The organism is Ruegeria conchae (assembly GCF_000192475.1).
GTDB lineage: Bacteria > Pseudomonadota > Alphaproteobacteria > Rhodobacterales > Rhodobacteraceae > Ruegeria > Ruegeria conchae.
Window position 1 is genome coordinate 254351 of sequence record NZ_AEYW01000018.1, and the last position, 20751, is coordinate 275101.

Annotated in this window: 17 protein-coding genes; 5 read left to right on the plus strand and 12 right to left on the minus strand. The window is 56.9% G+C overall.

What is annotated here, in order from left to right; genetic code table 11:
• Positions 1-1296, plus strand: a complete 1296-nt coding sequence (locus G7G_RS0117740; protein ID WP_010442796.1) for a 3-deoxy-D-manno-octulosonic acid transferase — start codon at positions 1-3, stop codon at positions 1294-1296.
• A 77-nt stretch (positions 1297-1373) separates the two neighbouring features.
• Here G7G_RS0117740 and G7G_RS0117745 read toward each other — a convergent pair whose 3' ends face one another.
• From G7G_RS0117745 to G7G_RS0117765, 5 genes are read right to left on the minus strand one after another with little or no spacing between them, the layout of a single operon-like run.
• The gene (locus tag G7G_RS0117745; protein WP_010442797.1) at positions 1374-2537 is read right to left on the minus strand and encodes a M20 aminoacylase family protein; all 1164 of its coding nucleotides are present in this window, start codon (positions 2535-2537) and stop codon (positions 1374-1376) included.
• Between the two features lie 17 nt (positions 2538-2554).
• The gene (locus tag G7G_RS0117750; protein ID WP_010442798.1) at positions 2555-3718 is read right to left on the minus strand and encodes a M20 aminoacylase family protein; all 1164 of its coding nucleotides are present in this window, start codon (positions 3716-3718) and stop codon (positions 2555-2557) included.
• Positions 3719-3732: 14 nt separating this feature from the next.
• Positions 3733-4899, minus strand: a complete 1167-nt coding sequence (locus G7G_RS0117755) for a M20 aminoacylase family protein (protein WP_010442799.1) — start codon at positions 4897-4899, stop codon at positions 3733-3735.
• Between the two features lie 20 nt (positions 4900-4919).
• Positions 4920-6086: an acetylornithine deacetylase gene (gene argE / locus G7G_RS0117760; RefSeq protein WP_010442800.1), complete on the minus strand. Its 1167-nt coding sequence runs from the start codon at positions 6084-6086 to the stop codon at positions 4920-4922.
• A 5-nt stretch (positions 6087-6091) separates the two neighbouring features.
• Entirely contained in the window at positions 6092-7912 is a 1821-nt protein-coding gene (locus G7G_RS0117765; RefSeq protein WP_010442801.1) for an ABC transporter ATP-binding protein, read from the minus strand.
• Between the two features lie 285 nt (positions 7913-8197).
• Here G7G_RS0117765 and G7G_RS0117770 point away from each other — a divergent pair, with 285 nt between their 5' ends.
• The 3 genes from G7G_RS0117770 (at position 8198) to G7G_RS0117780 (ending at position 11979) form a co-directional block, all read left to right on the plus strand.
• Positions 8198-9904 carry a peptide ABC transporter substrate-binding protein gene (locus tag G7G_RS0117770; protein WP_010442802.1) on the plus strand — a complete coding sequence of 569 codons (1707 nt, stop codon included), beginning with the start codon at positions 8198-8200 and terminating at the stop codon, positions 9902-9904.
• Between the two features lie 94 nt (positions 9905-9998).
• The gene (locus G7G_RS0117775; RefSeq protein WP_010442803.1) at positions 9999-11006 is read left to right on the plus strand and encodes an ABC transporter permease; all 1008 of its coding nucleotides are present in this window, start codon (positions 9999-10001) and stop codon (positions 11004-11006) included.
• Positions 10999-11979, plus strand: coding sequence for an ABC transporter permease (locus G7G_RS0117780; RefSeq protein WP_010442804.1), 981 nt, complete (start codon positions 10999-11001; stop codon positions 11977-11979). Before G7G_RS0117775 ends, G7G_RS0117780 begins: the two co-directional genes overlap by 8 nt.
• Before the next feature lie 6 nt (positions 11980-11985).
• Here the strand turns inward: G7G_RS0117780 and G7G_RS0117785 are convergent, their stop codons facing one another.
• The 6 genes from G7G_RS0117785 to G7G_RS0117810 all read right to left on the minus strand — a co-directional run bounded on the left by G7G_RS0117785 (position 11986) and on the right by G7G_RS0117810 (position 18714).
• Entirely contained in the window at positions 11986-13122 is a 1137-nt protein-coding gene (locus tag G7G_RS0117785) for an MFS transporter (protein ID WP_010442805.1), read from the minus strand.
• 69 nt (positions 13123-13191) lie between these two features.
• On the minus strand, positions 13192-14469 hold the full coding sequence (locus G7G_RS0117790) for a DUF3422 family protein (protein WP_010442806.1): 1278 nt from the start codon (positions 14467-14469) through the stop codon (positions 13192-13194).
• Between the two features lie 106 nt (positions 14470-14575).
• A complete protein-coding gene (locus G7G_RS0117795; RefSeq protein WP_010442807.1) occupies positions 14576-14932 on the minus strand; it encodes a VOC family protein in 357 nt (118 codons plus the stop codon).
• Positions 14933-15092: 160 nt separating this feature from the next.
• Positions 15093-16547 carry an NAD(P)(+) transhydrogenase (Re/Si-specific) subunit beta gene (locus G7G_RS0117800; RefSeq protein ID WP_010442808.1) on the minus strand — a complete coding sequence of 485 codons (1455 nt, stop codon included), beginning with the start codon at positions 16545-16547 and terminating at the stop codon, positions 15093-15095.
• 13 nt (positions 16548-16560) lie between these two features.
• On the minus strand, positions 16561-18132 hold the full coding sequence (locus G7G_RS0117805) for a Re/Si-specific NAD(P)(+) transhydrogenase subunit alpha (RefSeq protein ID WP_010442809.1): 1572 nt from the start codon (positions 18130-18132) through the stop codon (positions 16561-16563).
• A 132-nt stretch (positions 18133-18264) separates the two neighbouring features.
• Positions 18265-18714 carry a methyltransferase family protein gene (locus G7G_RS0117810; protein ID WP_010442810.1) on the minus strand — a complete coding sequence of 150 codons (450 nt, stop codon included), beginning with the start codon at positions 18712-18714 and terminating at the stop codon, positions 18265-18267.
• A 218-nt stretch (positions 18715-18932) separates the two neighbouring features.
• Here G7G_RS0117810 and kynU point away from each other — a divergent pair, with 218 nt between their 5' ends.
• Positions 18933-20126 carry a kynureninase gene (gene kynU, locus G7G_RS0117815; protein WP_010442811.1) on the plus strand — a complete coding sequence of 398 codons (1194 nt, stop codon included), beginning with the start codon at positions 18933-18935 and terminating at the stop codon, positions 20124-20126.
• Here the strand turns inward: kynU and G7G_RS0117820 are convergent.
• Positions 20119-20697, minus strand: a complete 579-nt coding sequence (locus G7G_RS0117820; protein WP_010442812.1) for a TetR/AcrR family transcriptional regulator — start codon at positions 20695-20697, stop codon at positions 20119-20121. The genes kynU and G7G_RS0117820 overlap by 8 nt on opposite strands.
• Positions 20698-20751: the final 54 nt, after the last annotated feature.

Below are 20751 nucleotides of genomic sequence, written 5' to 3' on the forward strand. Positions count from 1 at the left end.
ATGCCCGAAAGCCCACAGCCTACTCTGCTGTACAATTTGTACTGCGGCCTGATGACGACCGCCGAACCGCTGGTCTGGCGTAAAGTCCGTGGAAAAATGCAGGCTGCAGGCGTCTCCAATACTCGCCAGCAGGAACGACTGGGCCATGCCAGTCTGCCTCGCCCGCAAGGGCAACTGATCTGGTTCCACGCCGCCAGTGTAGGTGAAAGCCTTTCAGTCCTAAGCCTGATCAATCGATTGGGAAATAGCTTACCGGAAGCCGAATTTCTGATCACTTCAGGTACCCCGACTTCCGCGGAACTGATCGGGAAACGCCTTCCTGCGCGCACCCGCCATCAATACCCACCGCTGGACAGCGCGACTCCGGTGCACCGGTTTCTGGACCATTGGCAGCCCAGCGCAGGAATCTTCGTTGAAAGCGAAATCTGGCCACGATTGATTGTTGAAGCCACCAAGAATGGCGCGCCACTGGCATTGCTCAATGCCCGTCTGTCAGACAAATCAGCCACTGGATGGAAAAAACGCCCCAAAACCGCACGCTTCATTCTAGATCAGTTCAAGCTGTTTCTAACTCAAAACACCAAAACAGCCGACAACCTGATCGACATGGGCGCTGATGCTAAACGTGTCCAACCCGGCACGAACCTCAAAGCCATGTCTGATCCGCTGCCCGTCCACCAGGAAACACTAGACGCGATCAAATCACAGATCGCTGGACGCCCAATGTGGATCGCCAGTTCGACGCATTCAGGTGAGGAAGAAATCGTTCTGGCGGCTCATCGGTTATTGTTGCAGCGTTGGCCTGATCTTCTGCTGCTACTGATCCCGCGCCACCCTGAACGCAGGGATGAGGTTATTAAGCTCGCAGGCGATGCCGGCCTGTCGACTGCTCAACGCAGTACGGATCAGCCGATCAGGTCAGACACTCAGGTTTATGTCGCAGATACATTAGGCGAAACCGGAACCTGGTACGCACTTTGCCCGATCGTTTTCCTAGGTGGCTCGCTCAAGGAGATCGGAGGCCACAACCCTTTTGAACCTGCGCAAGCCGGGGCCGCAGTAATCACTGGTCCGGGCTTCTTCAATTTTGCCGAAACATTTGCACCCTTGATCGAAACCGGCGGCGCGGTCTTGGTCAATTCTGCCAGCGACCTTTCAGATTCGGTCGCCCTATGGCTGTCGGAAAAGGACGTTCTTGCCGCAGCGCAAACCGCAGCCCAAGCCTGCGTCAACACGCAAAAATCCGCGTTGGACGAGGTGATCGACACGCTGTGCAACCGCCTTTCACTCCACTGACCTTGGGCACCGATCCCGCTTCTTCTGGTTAAAAATATCCCGGAGAGCGCGAGGGGCTGGCCCCTCGCCTCTCACCTTCAAGCAGCAGGCATCCTCTGCTCGACAATCTCAGCCCACCAGCTGCACCCGGCAGGAATAGCCTCATCGTTGAAGTTATACTCCGGGTGATGAACCATCGCCGTGTCGCCATTGCCCACCAGGATATAAGCGCCCGGACGTTCTTCGAGCATAAATGCGAAATCCTCACCACCCATAACCAAGGGTGCCTCATCGCAACTGCCCGAGACCGACTTCGCTACCCCGGCAGCAAAATCCGTCTGTTCGTCGCTGTTCACCATGACCGGATACCCGCGAATATAGGTCACATCTGCCGATCCACCGAACGTTGCCGCGACACCATTGCAAATCTCATTGATCCGCTTTTCCGCCAAATCACGCATCTCTTTGCTCATGGTACGCACGGTACCTTTGATCTGCACCGTTTGTGGAATAACATTGAACGCCTTCGAAGACGTCTCGAACGACGTCACTGACACCACAACCTGATCGATCGGGTCCGCATTGCGCGAAGCAATCGTCTGCAACGCCAGAACCGCCTGAGCGGTCATGACGGTTGTGTCGATGGTCTCCTGTGGCTTCGCGGCATGGCCACCGCGGCCCTCAAAGGTAATGTCAAACTGATCAGTCGCAGCAAAGAACGAACCCGGACGGATGGCGAAACTGCCCACCGGACGGCCAGGCCAGTTGTGCATGCCGTAGACCTCTTGGATATTCCAACGCTCCATCATGCCGTCTTCGCACATCTCACGACCGCCGCCGCCACCTTCTTCGGCAGGTTGGAAAATCACAACGACTGTGCCGTCGAAATTGCGCGTCTCCGACAGATATTTCGCTGCACCAAGCAGCATTGCTGTATGACCATCATGACCACAGGCATGCATCGCGCCATCGGTCTTTGAGGCATAAGCCAGCCCCGTCGCCTCAAGAATCGGCAGCGCATCCATATCAGCACGCAGGCCGATGACCTTTCCGTTGGAATCAGATTTGCCCTTAATCACACCAACAACACCGGTGCGCCCGATCCCAGTGACGACCTCGTCACAGCCAAACTCATTTAGTTTGTCCGCGACCAGGGCGCTGGTGCGGTGAGTTTCAAACAGAATCTCTGGGTTTTCATGAATATCACGTCGCCATTCGGTGATTTCGGCCTGCAATTCAGCAAAGCGGTTCTTAACTGGCATCTTTTCTCTCTCCTAATTCAAGCGGCGGGCATCCGGCGCTCGACCATTTCGGCGAACCATGAACATCCCAGCGGGATGATCTCATCGTTGAAGTTGTATTCGGGGTGGTGCAGCCCGGCGGTATCGCCATTGCCCAACACGATGAAGGCCCCGGGGCGTTCTTCCAGCATGAACGAGAAATCCTCGCCCCCCATTACCATCGGTGCTTCGCCGCAACTTCCGCCCACCGAAATTGCGGCCTCGGCGGCATAACCCGTCTGTTCCTCGGCGTTGATCGTCACCGGAACGCCGCGCGTATAGGTGACTTTGACTGTGCCCCCGAAGGTCTCGGCGATCCCTTGGCTGACCTCGGTCAAACGCTGCTCGATCAGATCGCGCATTTCGTTTGAATGGGTTCGCACGGTGCCCTTCACCTCCGCCGATTGCGGGATCACGTTGAACGCCTTGGATGAGGTCTCGACCGAGGTCACAGACAGAACCGCCTGCAAGGTCGGGTCTGCGTTGCGCGATACTATGGTTTGCAGCGCCACAATCAGCTGCGACAACATCACTGTCGTATCAATGGTTTCATGCGGTTTGGCCGCGTGGCCGCCCCGGCCTTCCAGACGAATGTCGAACTCATCCGCAGCCGCCAGCAGCGGGCCCGACCGGATCGCAAACTGCCCTGTCGGCACACCGGGCACATTGTGCATGGCATAGACTTCCTGAATGCCGAACCGATCCATCAGACCGTCCTTGCACATTGCCTCGGCCCCGTTGCCGCCCTCTTCCGCCGGTTGGAAGATCACGATGGCTGTGCCATCGAAATTCCGCGTCTCCGATAGGTATTTCGCCGCCCCCAGAACCATCGCGGTATGGCCATCATGCCCGCAGGCATGCATGGCGCCATCAGTCTTCGACGCATAGTCGAGACCAGTCTGCTCTTGCATTGGCAGCGCGTCCATATCGGCGCGCAGCCCGATCACGCGGCCCTGCTTGTCGGTTTTACCTCTGATCACGCCAACAACACCGGTCCGGCCAATGCCGGTCACGACCTCATCGCAACCGAACTCTTTCAGCTTTTCGGCCACCAAAGCGCTTGTGCGGTGGGTGTCATAGAGGATCTCGGGATGTTGATGGATATCCCGCCGCCAACCGGTGATTTCTTCGTGCATTTCGGCAAGTCGGTTCTTGATTGGCATCTGATCCTCCCAAATCAGGCGACGGGCATTCGTCGTTCCACCAGCTCTGCAAACCAACTGCAGCCGGCGGGTATGGCGTCGTCGTCAAAATTGTATTCTGGGTGATGGCACATGGCCGTGTCCCCATTCCCGATAAAGATGTAGGCTCCGGGCCGTTCTTCAAGCATGTAAGCGAAATCTTCTGATGGCATGATCGGATCGGTACTGTCGTTGATCTTACCTGAGACCGCCTCTGCGGCTTCAGCAGCAAAAACCGTTTCAGCCTCCGAGTTCACGGTCACCGGATACCCTGGTGTCCATGTCATTTTCGCGGTTGCCCCAAAGGCCGAGGCCGTATCTTCAGCGATCCGTCGCACGCGCTCTTCCGCGATCTTGCGATATTCGGGATCAAGCGTACGAACCGTGCCTTGCAGACGTACCGTATGGGCGATCACATTCGAAGCAGCGCTGTCGGTTTCAAATGTTCCGACGGTCAGCACGACACGTTTGATCGGATCGACGGTACGCGACACAACCGATTGCAGTGCAACGACAATATGCGATGCAACCAGCGTCGTATCCACCGCATCATGCGGGGCAGCAGCATGGCCGCCTTTGCCAGTCACCACAATTTCGAACTCGTCTGATGAGGCCAGCAATGCGCCTGGGCGGATGGCGAATTCCCCAACCGGCATCCCGGGCATATTGTGCATCCCATAGACTTCTTGGATGCCCCAACGATCCATCAGCCCGTCCTGGCACATCGCCAGACCACCTGCCCCGCCTTCCTCGGCAGGTTGAAAGATCAGAACCACGGTGCCATCGAAATTCCGCGTCTCAGCGAGATATTGCGCCGCCCCCAGCAGCATCGAGGTATGACCGTCATGCCCGCATGCATGCATCTTGCCCGAAACGGTCGAGGCATAGTCAAGCCCGGTCGCCTCTTCGATCGGCAGAGCATCCATATCGGCACGCAGTCCGATAACCCGACCCTTCGTATTTTCGCGCCCTTTGATCACCGCGACAACACCAGTTTTGCCGATGCCAGGCGTGATGTCATCGACTCCGATCTCGCGTAGACGATCAACGACAAAACCCGCCGTTTCTTCGACATCGTACAGCAACTCAGGGTGCATATGCAGATGGCGGCGCCACTTGGTGATTTGACCATGCATATCGGCAAGCCGGTTCTTGACGGGCATCTTAGATCTCCCTTCAGGTGTTATTTGCAGAGACGCTGGACCAGACGCTCCATGAATTTGTGACCCGCATCGAACTGCGAAACTTCTATGAATTCATTAGGTTGATGCGCTTGGGCTATATCGCCGGGGCCGCAAATTACCGCCGAGTACCCGGCCTCTTGGAATTGTCCCGCCTCTGTGCCGTAGCTGACGACATGAGTCGCGTTGTCGCCAGTCAGAGAGCGTACAAGTATCTCAGCCTCACCTTCGGTTTCAGGCACCAATGCAGGCACAGCGAAATGATCGGACACGTCTATGCGTGCTTCGGGATGAACGGCCTGAATCTGCACCTCAGCCTGCCGAACCTGATCAAGATAGGCGTCGCGCCATTGTGCAGCTTGTTCGCCGGGCACAACCCGGAAATCCATCATGAACCGGCAATCCTTGGCGGTGATGTTATGCGCTGTGCCACCCTCGATCATGCCGACATGACATGTCGTCCACGGCGGGTCGAATACGGCGGCAATGTCTGATGGTTCCGCCGCCATATTTTCAGCGTTGCGCTGATTGGCCCAATCGATCAGCGGTGCGGCCGCCATGATCGCATTAACACCGGTATGCATGATCGAGCTGTGAACTTCGAACCCCACCACATGTGTGTCGTAGCCGAACCCGCCTTTGTGTCCGGTAACAGCCTGCATCGTTGACGGCTCGCCCACGATCACTGCCGAGCCCTTGGGTAAGACCTTCTGCATAGCCTGAATCATCGGCGGCGCACCTGTGCATCCCACCTCTTCATCAAAGCTCAGCGCCAATTGCAGGGGGCGTTTCACATCAGCGTATTGCGCCTCAACCAGAGCCCAAATCGCCAGTGCGTCAAAGCCCTTCATATCGCAGGTGCCACGCCCGTAATACTTTCCGTCTTTCTCGGTTACGACAAAAGGATCTGTATCCCAGGGTTGGCCATCGACCGGCACAACATCCGTGTGCCCCGACAGCACGATAGCACCCTCTTCCCAAGGGCCGACATGCGCGAAAATTGCCGCCTTGTGCGGCTGGTCCGGATCCGGCCAGCGATGGGAGTCGATTCCATGGCTTTGCAGATACCGCTCGACCCAATCCACCAGCGGAAGGTTTGTGTCGCGGCTGACCGTTGGGAACGAAATCAGCCGGGCCATGATTTCAAGCGGCGTCAGGCGTTCGGCCATGGGAATTAATATCCGCTGTCAGTCGTCAACACGAAGTGACCGGGCTCGACCTCATTGTACTCCGATGGCTCCGGCTCGTAACCGATTGGATGAATCGGGGACGGAATAGGCTTGAAGTTCAGATCTTTTTCAGACTTGCGCTTGTTCGGGTCCGCAATCGGAACCGCTTTCATCAAGGCTTGCGTATATGCATGCTGCGGGTTTTCGAATACGCGGGCACGCGGACCCAGTTCGACAATACGCCCCAGATACATCACACCGACATGGTGACTGACTCGCTCGACCACTGCCATATCGTGGCTGATGAACAGATAGCTGAGGCTAAGTTCGGATTGCAGCTCCATCATCAGATTCAGCACCTGTGCCTGAACCGAGACGTCCAGTGCCGATACAGCCTCATCCGCGATGATCAATTTGGGGTTCAGCGCCAGTGCGCGGGCGATCGCGATCCGTTGCCGCTGACCACCGGACATCTCATGCGGGAAGCGGCGCATGAAGCTGCGCGGTAGCTGCACTTTATCGAAAAGTTGCGCCACGCGGTCCTGCAATTCGGATCCTGACGCAACGCCATAGTTGCGCATCGGCTCGGCCACCTGATCGACCAACTGCATCTGCGGATTGAGCGAGGCGAACGGATCCTGAAAGATCATCTGCATGTCCAGCCGCGCTTTGCGCAGCCCGGCCTGATCCAGCTTCATGATGTCGACCCCGTCCAGATCAACCTCACCCGCCATCGGTTCGACCAGCCGCAGGATCGAGCGCCCTGCCGACGACTTGCCGCACCCAGATTCGCCCACGAGGCTGAGGGTCTGCCCCCGGTTCAGCGTGAACGAGACATCTTCGACCGCATGCACGTTCGAGATAGTCCGGCGCAGCAATCCGCCTTTCACCGCAAAGCGCGTGGTCAGGTTCTTGACCGTCAGCAGAACCTCGTTGGTGCCCGGGATCGGCGCGATGGTCTGGCCTTCCTCACCCAGCAGTTTCATTGGCTCAGGTGCGGCTTTGCCTTGCATCTCACCCAGTTTCGGAACCGCTGCCAACAGTGCCTTGGTGTAGTCGTGCTGCGGGTTCTCGAAGATTTCTTTGACCGTACCCTCTTCGACTTTGTTACCCCTGAACATGACCACAACACGATCCGCCATCTGTGCAACCACAGCCATATCGTGGGTGATGAACATGACCGCTGTGCCGGTTTCACGCTTGAGGCGATCCATCAACGCCAGGATCTCGGCCTGAATGGTCACGTCCAGTGCTGTTGTGGGCTCGTCCGCGATCAGCAGGCGCGGCTCACATGCCATCGCCATGGCGATTACCACGCGTTGGCGCATACCGCCGGACAGTTCATGCGGATATTGTTTCAGGCGCCGTTCGGGTTCGGGGATTCTCACCTGCCGCAGCAGCTCCAGCGCGCGGTCCTCGGCCTGCGCTTTGTTCATGTCCTTGTGGATTCGTAATCCTTCAGTCAATTGCAGTCCAACGGTGAACACTGGGTTCAAGGCCGTCATCGGCTCCTGAAAGATCATTCCGATCTCGTTTCCGCGAATCTGTTTCATCAGATCCTGATCGGCACCGGCCAAATTCATCTCTTCGCCATCTCGGCGGTCGAACAGCAACTGCCCGCCCGCAATTTCGCCTCCGCCGAACTCGACCAGGCGCATCAACGACAAGGATGAGACCGACTTGCCCGACCCCGATTCGCCTACGATACAGACGGTTTCGCCCGGATTGACCTCGAACGAGACATCCTCGACCCCGACCACCGGGCCATCTTTTGTTTGGAATTCGACCCGTAGTTTTTTGATCTGGGCAATTGGCTGATCCAGCACGCGCGCTCTCCCCTTGGCGGCTATTCGGACTGAGTGCCAAACGCTAAGGCCGAGGGATGTGAAAAGTCAAACCGATTGGTCAAAATTCGCACGGCAAGGCTTGCAATTTTCCAAAACTCTGTTTCGATACGCCGCGTAACCGTTCTGGGGAGAGGACGGAAAACACGTGGGCGAAACTATCGTTTTCGTTTGTTTCCATACTCTTACCCCTTTTGACGGCAACGCCAAATCCGCGGGCATCGCGGAGATAATCGAGACACGTACGTGTCCAACATGGAGTGTATGATGAAAATCAAAACCCTTTTGCTTGGTGCGATTGCAAGCACGGCAATGGCCCCAATGGCCATGGCCGAGCGCGGATCGGACGGCAATGTCAGCATTATTTACTGGCAGGCCCCATCAATTCTGAACCCGTTCCTTTCGGGTGGCACCAAGGATGTGGAATCAGCCTCGTTGGTGATTGAGCCCCTGGCCCGGTACAACCAAGACGGCGAAATGGTTCCGTTCCTGGCATCCGAGATCCCAACGGTTGCAAATGGTGGTGTCAGCGAAGACCTGACCTCAATCACCTGGAAAATCGCGCCGGGAATCACATGGTCAGACGGCACACCGTTCACCTCAGCTGACGTTGTGTTTACCGCAAATTATTGCATGGACCCAGAAGGCGGTTGTGCGCAGGTGACCAAATTTGAAGGCGTCACCAATGTTGAGGCTGTCGATGATCTGACTGTCAAAGTCACATTCGATGCGCCGACTCCGTTCCCCTATGGCCCGTTCGTGGGTGGCGAAAGCCCGATCATCCAGGCGGCCCAGTTCGCGGATTGCATGGGGGCCAAAGCACCCGAATGCACCGAGCAGAACTTTAACCCGATCGGCACCGGCCCATTTGTTGTCACCGAATTCAAGCCCAATGACGTGATCACCTTCAAGGCTAACGACAACTATCGCGACCCGGCGAAACCAGCCTTTGCAACCGTGACCTTCAAAGGCGGCGGCGACGCGACAGCAGCTGGCCGTGCGGTGATGGAAACCGGCGAGTTTGACTATGCTTGGAACCTGCAGCTGGCACCTGAAGTCATCGCGCAGATGCAGGAAGGCGGCAAAGGTACTCCGGTTGCAGGCTTTGGTCCGTTGGTTGAACGCATCATGCTGAACCAGACCAACCCGTCGCCAGATCTGCCGGAAGGCGAGCGTTCAACTGCAACGCATCCGCATCCGTTCCTGCAGGATCCGGCTGTATATAAGGCGATGTCGCTGGCCATCGACCGGCCACTGCTGGTTGAAATCGGATACGGTCAGGCCGGTAAGGTCACCTGTAACTGGGTTCCCGCACCTGCAGCGGTGAATTCCGACACCTTCAGCTGCGACACGCAGGACATAGAAGGCGCGAAAAAGCTGCTTGATGATGCGGGCATCGTCGATTCCGATGGCGACGGCGTTCGTGAAAAAGACGGTGTGCCACTGAAAGTGGTCTATCAGACCTCGACCAACGCCGTCCGTCAGGACTTCCAAGCGCTGATCAAGGAGTGGTGGAGCCAGATCGGCATCGAAACCGAGCTGCGCAATATCAACGCATCTGTCTTCTTCGGCGGAGATCCGGGCTCGCCCGATACCTTCCAGAAGTTCTACGCAGACGTTGAGATGTATGCGAACACCTTCAATGGCACCGATCCGCAGTCCTATCTGGGCAACGGCCTGTGCGATAAGGCACCCAAGCCGGAAAGCCAGTGGCAGGGCGAAAACATCAGCCGTTTCTGCAACGCGGACTATGACAAGCTGCACGCACAGCTGGCCGAAACCGCTGGTGCGGATGAGCGCGCGCAGATCGCGCGTCAGTTGAATGACATCATGGTCGAAAACGGCGGTATGATCCCGCTGGTTCACCGCGGTCGTCTGTCAGCGCACGCAAACACTCTGGGTGGTGTTGTCCTGAATGTTTGGGACAGCGAGCTGTGGAACATTGCGGACTGGTACCGCAAGACAGGTTCCTAAGCGTTAGCCTTGCAAAACCGCGCCCCGATCACTTTCGGGGCGCGGTCAGTTGCAGACCACTCCAACAAGAAGACGCATATAAAGGCGCCTCTTAATGCTTAACTTTACCATTCGACGACTGGTGCTGGCGGTTCCGACGCTTCTGTTCATCAGCCTCGTCATCTTCCTGCTCCTCGAACTCGCACCTGGCGACCCGATGGCGCAGGTCCCGCTCACCGTCCCCCCCGAAGTCAAAGAGAAGATGCGCGAGGCACTTGGCCTCGGTCAGCCGATGCATATCCGGTTCTGGAAATGGATCGTGCAATTCTTCTGGATTGAACCGCAGGTGCTAATCGATGCGATGTTTGGCACGACCTTTTCCGAAGGTGATCTGCGTGTGATTTCGTGGCAGACTCGTTCACCCGTCATGGACATCGTCGTTCAGCGTATCCCGCAGACCCTGTGGGTTGTTGGCACCGCCTATGTGGTCGCCATTCTGATCGCCCTGCCCATCGGCATCTATTCCGCGTACCGTCAGTATTCCTGGTTCGACCAGATGGGCACATTCGTGTCGATGGTCGGTTTCTCGGTTCCGCCCTTCTTCTCGGGCGTGCTGGTAATCGTGATCTTCTCGGTTCAGCTCGGCTGGTTTCCGTCGATTTACGATACCACCCTGGTGGTGAACAGTTGGGACAGTTTCATGTTGCAGCTGAAACAGATGATCATGCCGGTCATGGTTTTGGCGTTGCAGATCACTGCGCAGTTGAGCCGCTTCATGCGCGCTTCGATGCTGGACAATCTCAATCAGGATTACGTCCGTACCGCGCGTGCCAAGGGCCTCAGCGAGTACACCGTGGTCATGGTCCATGTCCTGCGCAACTCAATGATCCCCGTGGTCACCGTGATTGCACTGGGTATCCCGGCCATCTTCGGCGGCGCCATCATCACCGAGCAGGTGTTCAAGGTGAACGGTATCGGCCAATTACTGATCGGGGCCATCCAGGCCAATGATCTGCCGATGGTGCAGACGCTAACCTTCATCTTTGCGGTGCTGATCGTGCTGTTCAACCTGATCGCCGATGTGCTCTACGGCATTCTGGACCCGAGGATTCGCTATGACTGATCATGATCGTACCGATACGCTGGTCCCGGACGAAGGACTTGCGCCCGCCTCGACCGCTCTGCCAACCACTGACGTTATGGAAGAGCTGACTACGCCACCCCGCAGCCAGTGGCGCGATGTCTGGGACCAGTTCAAAACCCACAAAGGCGCGATGATTGGAGCGATTCTGTTCATCTTCATCGTAGCCGGTGTTTATTTGGGTCCCTACTTGTGGAGCATTGATCCCACTCAGATCGACATCCGTTCGCGCAATCAAGGTCCCAGTTGGGCGCATCCCTTTGGGACCGACCAGTTGGGTCGCGATATTCTGGCGCGGATGATGTCGGGTGGGCAGACCTCGGTTTCAGTGGGCATCACTGCGATGCTGCTGGCTCTGTTCCTTGGGTCATTGATCGGAGTAGTCGCCGGGTTCTTCAAACGCCTTGATGGGCCGCTGATGCGCCTGACCGATTTGTTCCTGGCCCTGCCTCTGTTGCCCTTGTTGTTGGTGATGATGCTGCTGTTTCGCGAGCCTTTGTCCGCTGCATTCGGGCTGGAACGCGGGATTTTCATACTGATCGTCTGCGCCATCGGGATCACCTCTTGGATGCCCACCGCCCGGATCGTGCGCGGCGATGTGTTGGCAATCAAGGAACGTGAGTTCGTTCTTGCTGCACGGTCCATCGGCACCAGCAACACGCAGATCATTACGCGGCATATCCTGCCGAACGTGTTGTCTCCAATCATGGTGTCTGCAACCTTGGGTATCGCGACGGCGATCATCACAGAAAGCGCTCTATCCTTCCTCGGCCTCGGCTTCCCGCCGGACTTCCCGACATGGGGCCGCCTGCTGTTCGACGGCGTCGACTATTTGCAGCAATACCCTGAGCGAGTGTTCTGGCCCGGACTTGCAATATCGCTGACCGTGTTGAGCGTGAACTATCTGGGCGACGGACTACGCGACGCGCTCGATCCGCGTATTCGCGGACGCTAAGCAACTTCAGTCGGCGCGCTTCAGCGCGCCGGCTAGCACAATGATCAGGACGGCCAGCGGCAAAAGAACCGCAAACGCCAATCTCAAGGTCATCAATTCCGCCAAGAACCCGATCAGGGGCGGCCCGATCAACAACCCTCCGTACCCCAAAGTCGCGACACTAGCGATCGCCTGACCCGGTGGGACACGCGGATCATTTGCGGCACGACTAAACGCCAAAGGCATGATCACAGCATAGCCGAGCCCCATCAGGGCAAACCCTGCCAGAGCGAGCCCTGCCTCACTGGCTGATACCACGGTATACACACCCAGTGCAGCGCAGATGCCGCCAAAACGTGCCGTCGCCACGGGTCCAAATCGGGAAATTACAAAACCGCCTGCCAATCTAAACAGCACCATTGTTACCGAGAATATAGCATAGCCTAGCGCTGCAATGCTCTCAGCGGCACCTGTCACGTCACGCAGGAAGATCGCACTCCAATCTGCCACCGCGCCCTCACCCAAAGCTCCACAGAGTGCCGTAAATCCAACCAGCACCAAAGCACCGGAAGGCAATGCAAAAACCGATCCTTTCTTGGCTTCCGACCGACGAGACGTCCATTGCACCCAGGACAGAGCCAATGCCAGCCCCACAACGATGCCCCCTGCCAGCAGGAAATGCTGAACCACGCTCAGCCCCATTTGAACCGCAGCATAGCCGCTGAGAGCCCCTAGCCCTGCGCCGAGGCTCCACATTGCATGGAACGATGACATGACTGGTTTGTCATAGGTCTGCTCAACTTCGGCGGCCCAAGCGTTCATGGCTACGTCCATCGAACCGTGAAATGCACCAAATACGAACAGGAACGCGGTCAGCGCCCAGAACCCATTCGCAAACGCCAGCAGGATCAGCGAGGCAGTATAAAGAACCGCGATGATCCGGGTGATCGCCACAGCCCCAAACCGATCCGTCAGTTTCCCGGTGATAGGAAAAGAACAAACCGCACCTGCTGCCATAAACAGTAGGCCATACCCTAGTGCCTCGTGGCTTAGTTCCAGCCGGTCGCGTACCGCTGGAATGCGCGAGGCCCAAATGCCAAACAAAGCACCATTTAGGATGAACATGGCGGCGACTGCGCGCCATGCTGCCAATATACCGATCACGGATTACCCTCGAGAATATTGCCAAATTATGACGGTTCTACAGGTCCTTCGGCATTTGGCAAATACCGTCTATTCCAACCGCTTGCGAATTTGACGTATGGCAAGCCAAACTCCCAGTACAACCGGGACTGTCACCGCTGCTGTCAGCATCCCCTTGCTGATCCCGATCTTCGTCAGTGGATACAGAAAGTAGCTAACAAGCGAGACCGCATAATAGCTGATCGCAACCACTGAAAGCCCTTCGACGGTGTGCTGCAACCGCAACGCCAGATCGGCGCGTCGGTCCATGCTTTCCAGCAAAGCCTGGTTCTGCGCACTACGCTCAACATCCACCCGGGTACGCAACAGCTCACCCGCCCGAATGGCGCGGTCGGATAAGGCTTGCAGGCGACGTTCGGTGGATTTCACTGTTCGGATCGCAGGGTCATACCTGCGCATCATGAAGTCAGCAAAGTTCTGACGACCCTGAAACCGTTCCTCGCGCAGAACCGTTATCCTCTGGTTGACGATCGCCTCATAGGCTCCGGTCGCCCCAAAACGGAACGAAGTGCGCGCGGATATTGTTTCCAACTCGGTCGAAGTCGACAACAATTGCAGCAACAGATCGTCAGGGGCTGCGGATTCATCGGTCATCTGGACCATCAGATCGGACAGTTTCTTATCAAGTTCACCGATGCGTGGCATCAGGTCTTTGACGCGGGCGAAGCCGAGCATGGACATCGCTTTATAGGTTTCGATTTCGCAAAGACGCTGGAGAATTCGACCGGTTCTTCGTTGACCGGCAAAATTCGAAACAAACAGCGCAAACCGCATGTGACCGGTCGGGTCGATACGAAAATCGCTGGCGCAAATCGCCGAGTCATCCAGAACGCTAGCCACAGCCAGGCTTTCAGGCTCGAACCAGTCCGACAGCGCTTGCGTGACCAGGGCATCCTCTGACCGCTCGACCACACGCATCATGATCGATGTGATCCGCCGTCCCGGGCTAGCCATCAACCAATCGGGCGGGAACACTTCGAAATCCGCGGGATTAAAAGCCCGATCACTGACATTCTGCGCAATGGCCGTGTATGTCACAAACTCGGTATGCTGTTCCCATTTCAGCCAATGGCGCCCGATTTGACCAGCATAATGCGTCGCGCCTGGCTGCGGGTGCTGCGCACCGTGGCGATTCAGCAAGTCGATCAGATGCGCCATATCCAGATTGCGATCCCGGGCCGCTGCGGCATCCGTTTTCTTGATCGCCAGAAATACCACGGTGCAGGGTGCTGAAGCCACCGGAAAGGGTCGCGCATGCAGTTCATTGGCCAGCGCATAGCGCAGCGGATGGTCATCTATCGGAGTCATGGATCATTCCCCAAGGCTTCCGGCACTATACGCAGCTCACGGAATACATCAATTATCTTTTTATTTCATATAGTTAAGAGGATACAATGGTATACAACCCGCTATGTCATTGATTTGGCTGCCAGAGCTCGATGGGGTTCCCCTCGGGATCGTGAATACGTGCAAAATTGCCGACCTCGCTATCCCAATCAGGATGCGTTTCAACTGTAATTCCGGCAGTCTCTAGCTGTGCAATCATGGCATCCAAATCATCGACACGAAAATTGATCATCCATTGCTGATCAGCCCTGCCGAAATAATCGGTATCCTGCGCAAACGGCGCAAACACGGTATAGCCTTCACGCTGTTTCCAGGGGACGGGGTCGTAGTGATTAACTCCCAGATGCTCCTCATACCACGCACTCAGAGCCTCCGGATCTTTAGCGCGAAAAAACACGCCACCTATGCCATTCACTTTCTGCATCTGAATCCTCCCAACAATCGCCCAACGTCACCGTAATACCATATCCGCTTGCTTCATCTGGCCCCAAATACTCCGGGGGGTCCAAGGGGGCAAAGCCCCCTCAATCAAAAAAGAAAAGGGCGCCCCAAGGCGCCCTTTGCAATTTGGTCATGTCCCGTGATCAATCGATCATTGGCAACAGCTTGTCCAAGGACGCCTTTGCATCGCCATAGAACATGCGGGTGTTTTCCTTGAAGAACAGCGGGTTTTCGATTCCAGAATACCCGGTACCCTGACCGCGTTTCGACACGAACACCTGCTTCGCTTTCCAGCATTCCAGAACCGGCATCCCGGCGATCGGGCTGTTGGGGTCCTCCTGCGCCGCAGGGTTCACAATGTCGTTCGAGCCGATTACGATGGCGACATCCGTGTCAGGGAAGTCATCATTGATTTCGTCCATTTCCAGAACGATATCATACGGCACCTTTGCCTCGGCCAGCAGAACGTTCATATGGCCGGGCAGACGACCCGCAACTGGGTGGATCGCGAAGCGCACGTTCTTGCCTTTGGCACGCAGCTTACGGACCAGTTCACTGACCGATTGCTGCGCCTGTGCCACGGCCATGCCGTAACCGGGGATGATGACGATGCTATCGGCGTCGTTCAGTGCCGCAGCCACGCCGTCAGCTTCAATCGCGACCTGCTCGCCTTCAACAGCCATCTGTTCACCCTGCGGGCCGCCAAAGCCGCCCAAGATCACGCTCACAAAGTGACGGTTCATCGCCTTGCACATGATGTAAGACAGGATCGCGCCAGACGAGCCCACCAGCGCACCAACCACAATCAGCAGGTCGTTGCCCAGCGAGAAACCAATGGCCGCCGCTGCCCAGCCCGAATACGAGTTCAGCATCGACACAACCACCGGCATGTCGGCACCACCGATGCCCATGATCAGGTGATAGCCGATAAACAGCGCCGCCAGCGTCATCAGGAACAACGGGAAGAAGCCACCGGTCGAGGTGTACCACACCAGGCAGATCAGCGAGAGACCCGCAGCTGCCGCGTTCAGCGCGTGGCCGCCGGGTAGCTTGGTCGCCGCCGAGGTCACCTTCCCGGCCAGCTTGCCATAGGCCACGACCGAACCAGTAAAGGTGATCGCGCCGATGAAGATTCCGAGGAACAGTTCAACATGCAGGATCGCCAACTCGGCCGATGTTTTCTTAGCAATCAGCTTGCCAAAGGCGCCCAGATTGGACAGGTCCGCTTCTTTCGCGCTGTCAGCAATAGCCATGGCTTGCGCCACGTTGCCAATCTCAAAATGCGCATTGAAACCCACGAACACAGCCGCCAGACCGACCAGCGAGTGCATCGCGGCCACAAGCTGCGGCATCTCGGTCATCTGGACGCGCTGCGCCACGTACTGACCGATCAGACCGCCGCCGACGATCAGGAGCAGCGACAGCAACCACAGGCCGGAACCCGGGCCAACCAGCGTGGCAAAGACCGCCAGCGCCATACCGACGATGCCGTACCAAACCGCGCGCTTAGCGCTTTCTTGGTTCGACAGACCGCCGAGCGAAAGGATGAACAGAACAGCCGCAACAACGTAGGCGGCAGTAGTGAAGCCAAATTCCATTTGCCCGGCCTCCTTAAGATTTCTGGAACATGGCGAGCATGCGCCGGGTTACGAGGAAGCCGCCGAAGATGTTGATCCCGGCCATGAAGACAGCCAGCGCCGCAAGCAGAATGACCAGGAATGACCCCGATCCGATCTGCATCAAGGCCCCGACGATGATGATCGACGAGATCGCGTTAGTGATCGCCATCAGCGGAGTGTGTAAGCTGTGTGAGACGTTCCAGATCACTTGGAAGCCCACGAAGATCGCCAACACAAAGACGATAAAATGCTGCATAAAGCTGGCCGGAGCAACCAGCCCGACCAGCAGCATCAGCGCACCACCGACACCCAGCAAGGTAAACTGCTGCTTGGTTTGCGCCTTGAAGGCCGCGATCTCCTGCAACTTTTTCTCTTCAGGGGTCAGTTCTTTGACCTCGGGCTTTTTCTGCGCCGCAATTGCCTGCACCTTGGGCGGTGGCGGCGGGAAGGTGATCTCACCCTCGTGGGTCACGGTCGCGCCGCGGATCACGTCATCTTCCATGTCGTGATTGACTTTGCCGTCCTTCTCGGGCGTCAGGTCGGTCATCATGTGTCGGATGTTGGTCGCATACAGCGACGAAGACTGCGCTGCCATCCGGCTGGGGAAGTCAGTATAGCCGATGATGGTCACGCCGTTGTCGGTCACGATCTTCTCATCCGGCACGGTGAGCTTACAGTTGCCGCCCTTTTCTGCAGCCAAATCAACGATGACCGAACCCGGCTTCATCGCCTCGACCATGTCCTTGGTCCAAAGCTCGGGTGCTTCGCGGTTTGGGATCAGCGCAGTGGTTATGACGATATCCATTTCCGGAGCAAGCTCGCGGAACTTGGCCAGTTGTGCCTCGCGGAATTCTTCAGACTGGACCGAGGCGTAACCACCGGTCGCCGCTCCGTCTTGCTGTTCCTCCTCGAAGTCCAGATAGACGAACTCGGCCCCCATGGATTCGACCTGCTCGGCCACTTCGGGGCGCACGTCAAAGGCATAGGTGATCGCACCTAGCGAAGTCGACGTCCCGATCGCCGCCAGCCCGGCCACTCCGGCGCCCACGATCAGTACCTTGGCAGGTGGAACTTTACCGGCCGCCGTCACCTGACCGGTAAAGAATCGGCCAAAGTTGTTGCCCGCTTCGATTACCGCTCGGTAACCGGCAATATTGGCCATCGAAGACAGCGCGTCCATCTTCTGCGCGCGCGAAATACGCGGCACCATCTCCATCGCGATTACAGTCGCGCCCTTGGACTTGGCGGCCTCCATTCCCTCTTCGTTCCCGGCAGGGTTGAAGAAAGAAATCAGGGTCTTGTCCTTGTTCAGCCGCTTTAGCTCGGTGGCATCAGGCTGACGAACCTTGGCAATGATATCTGCCGCCTTCCAAAGCGAGGCTGCGGTCTTTATGACCTCGACGCCAGCAGCTTCATAAGCGGCATCCGAAAACCCCGCAGCCGCGCCCGCGCCTTTTTCGATCAGGCATTCAAAACCCAGTTTCTGCAACTGCACGGCCGAGTCCGGAGTCATCGCGACCCGGTTCTCGCCCTTATACGTTTCCTTTGGCGTCCCAATTTTCACCAGTCGGTTCCCCCTAATTTTAGATTCAGGCCAGGTGGGTGTTCAGCATAGAATGACAAGCCGACATGTATCCTGCGCAAGATTATTTCGCAAGCGCAGCAATTGAGACGCTGTGTCATGATGACCACACCCTTAAATCCATCGCCGTGTTTTGCGTTCGTATCGCGCGAAATCTGCTCGGAATGTGCGGCGCAACCGGTCTTCCTCGGGAATGATAAAACGGCGCTCCAAAAGCCAGACAAAGATCGGAAGCAACACCAACGACAACACCGCGTCGAAGCGCAAGATCAATCCCGCCAATATCAGCACATCGCCCAAATAAATCGGGTTGCGGCTGCGTTTGTAGATACCTGATTGAACCATCGCCGACGGCGTTTCATGCGGAAGAACAGAGGTGCGGTGACGACGGAATTCGACCACAGCCATGATCGCAAGAATAATACCGCCGCCGATAAGAATGCCGCTGAGCAAATCCGTCACCGCCCCGTCCAGAGACAGCCCCATCGGCAGCACGCGCGCTTGCACCCAAGCCAACGCGGCGAAGCCCACAAGCCAAACAGGTGGAAGATCGATCCGGCGCATGGCCTTCCCCAAAGCGGTGACACACACCCACGCATGTCGTTTCTGGGCGCTGTGTTATCGCTTTCTGACTTTGAAGGCAAAAGCAAAGGTTGTCGCATCCTGAAAAGTTAGCGCACGTTCAAGCCAGCAAGGCACGAGATGCCAAGAATGGACAGGTTGGTTCAGATCAGATAGGCCAAAGTCAATCATCCGAACCAAAGCAGTAGAAAAGAAAATCCATGACCGATTTCGCCACAACCAAATCCATGTTCCATCTACCCGAAGGCGTGTTGTATCTGGACGGCAACTCTCTGGGTCCTTTGCCGAAATCAGCGGCGAAGCGCGTCGAGAGCATGTTGAAGGATGAGTGGGGGCAGATGCTTATCACCGGTTGGAACAAGGCCGGGTGGATGGGTATGCCGACCGGACTGGGCGACAGGATCGGACGGCTGATCGGGGCTGAGCCTGGCAGCGTTGTGGTGGGTGACACTCTGTCGATCAAGGTATATCAGGCAGTTGCCTCAGCGCTGGAACTGAACCCGACTCGCAGGGTCGTCCTGTCTGACAACGGCAATTTCCCGTCTGACCTATACATGGCCGACGGTCTGTTGCGGTCACTGGGGCCCGACTATGAATTGCGCGTGGTCGACCCTCAGGATGTTGCCGAGCACATCACCGAAGAGGTCGCGGTTCTGATGCTGACCGAAGTCGACTATCGCTCGGGTCGTATGCATGACATGAAAGCACTGACCGAACTCGCCCATGCCAATGGCGTCGTGACGGTCTGGGATCTGGCACACTCTGCGGGGGCCGTCCCGGTTGATCTGTCCGGCTGCAATGCGGATTTCGCTGTTGGCTGCACGTACAAATATCTCAACGGTGGCCCGGGTGCGCCCGCCTTTATCTATGTGGCCCCACGCTTGTCTGGAAAAGTGCGCCCGGCGCTTTCAGGCTGGCTGGGACACGAGGCACCCTTTGCTTTCGATCTCGACTATCGTCCCGGTGCCGGGATCGAGCGGATGCGGGTTGGCACCCCACCGGTCATCCAGATGGCCGCCTTGTCGGCGGCGATGGATATCTGGGATATGGCCGAAATGGCCGATGTGCGTGCCAAATCCATCGAATTGACCGAGTTGTTCATCGCTCGCGTCGAAGCCACCTGCCCCGACCTATCCCTGGCGAGCCCCCGTGATCCTGCCCAGCGCGGCAGTCAGGTCTCGTTTCATTTTGATGAAGGTTACGCTGCCATGCAGGCCTTGATCGCGCGTGGCGTGATCGGTGATTTCCGAGCGCCCGATATCATGCGTTTCGGCTTCACGCCGTTGTATATCGATGAAGGTGATGTGGAACAGGCCGCCCAAATTCTTGCCGACATCATCACCAACAAATTGTGGGACAAGCCGGAATACAAAATCCGTCAGCGCGTTACCTGATCTCCAGTGCCGCGCCCAACAGCGTGGCCAATTGCGAAATGCCCTGCTCGAATTCTTCAGCGCTGGAGGCCGTCATTTTGATGCCCTTCAGCGATGTTGTTATCGTTTTTGCGGCCTCATCCGGGCCAACCGGCAAATGCGCACGACCAGCAGAATCTTCACGACGCAACCAATCCGCGTAAAGACGCGTTAGTTTGGCCTCACCCTCCTGAACGATGTCGGTCGACATGGACTTTGTTGCATCGAGCATTTCAAGCCCATGGGGCGATGCCAAAATCTCGGCCATCCCTTGGGATTGTGCTTGGACGGCGCCTGCAAGAATTTCCGGCAATGAGCCTTCACCGGCCAATGCCTCCGCCACCAGTATGACTTTTTCGTCGTAGTAATACTGAGTCAGCTCGCGGACGATGGCCTCTTTATTTTTGTAATGCAGATATACTGCGGGCCGCGACATCCCTGCCCCTTTGGCGATGTCATCCATGGACGTCTTGCGAAACCCATAAGCTGCGAAGGCTCGAAAAGCCGAACTCAGAATGGCCGCAGTCTTGGATTCTTCACTTGCACTCGTCATGAGAGAACCTCTGACATTTCTTGTATATTTTGTCAATTGACAAACTGACATTTT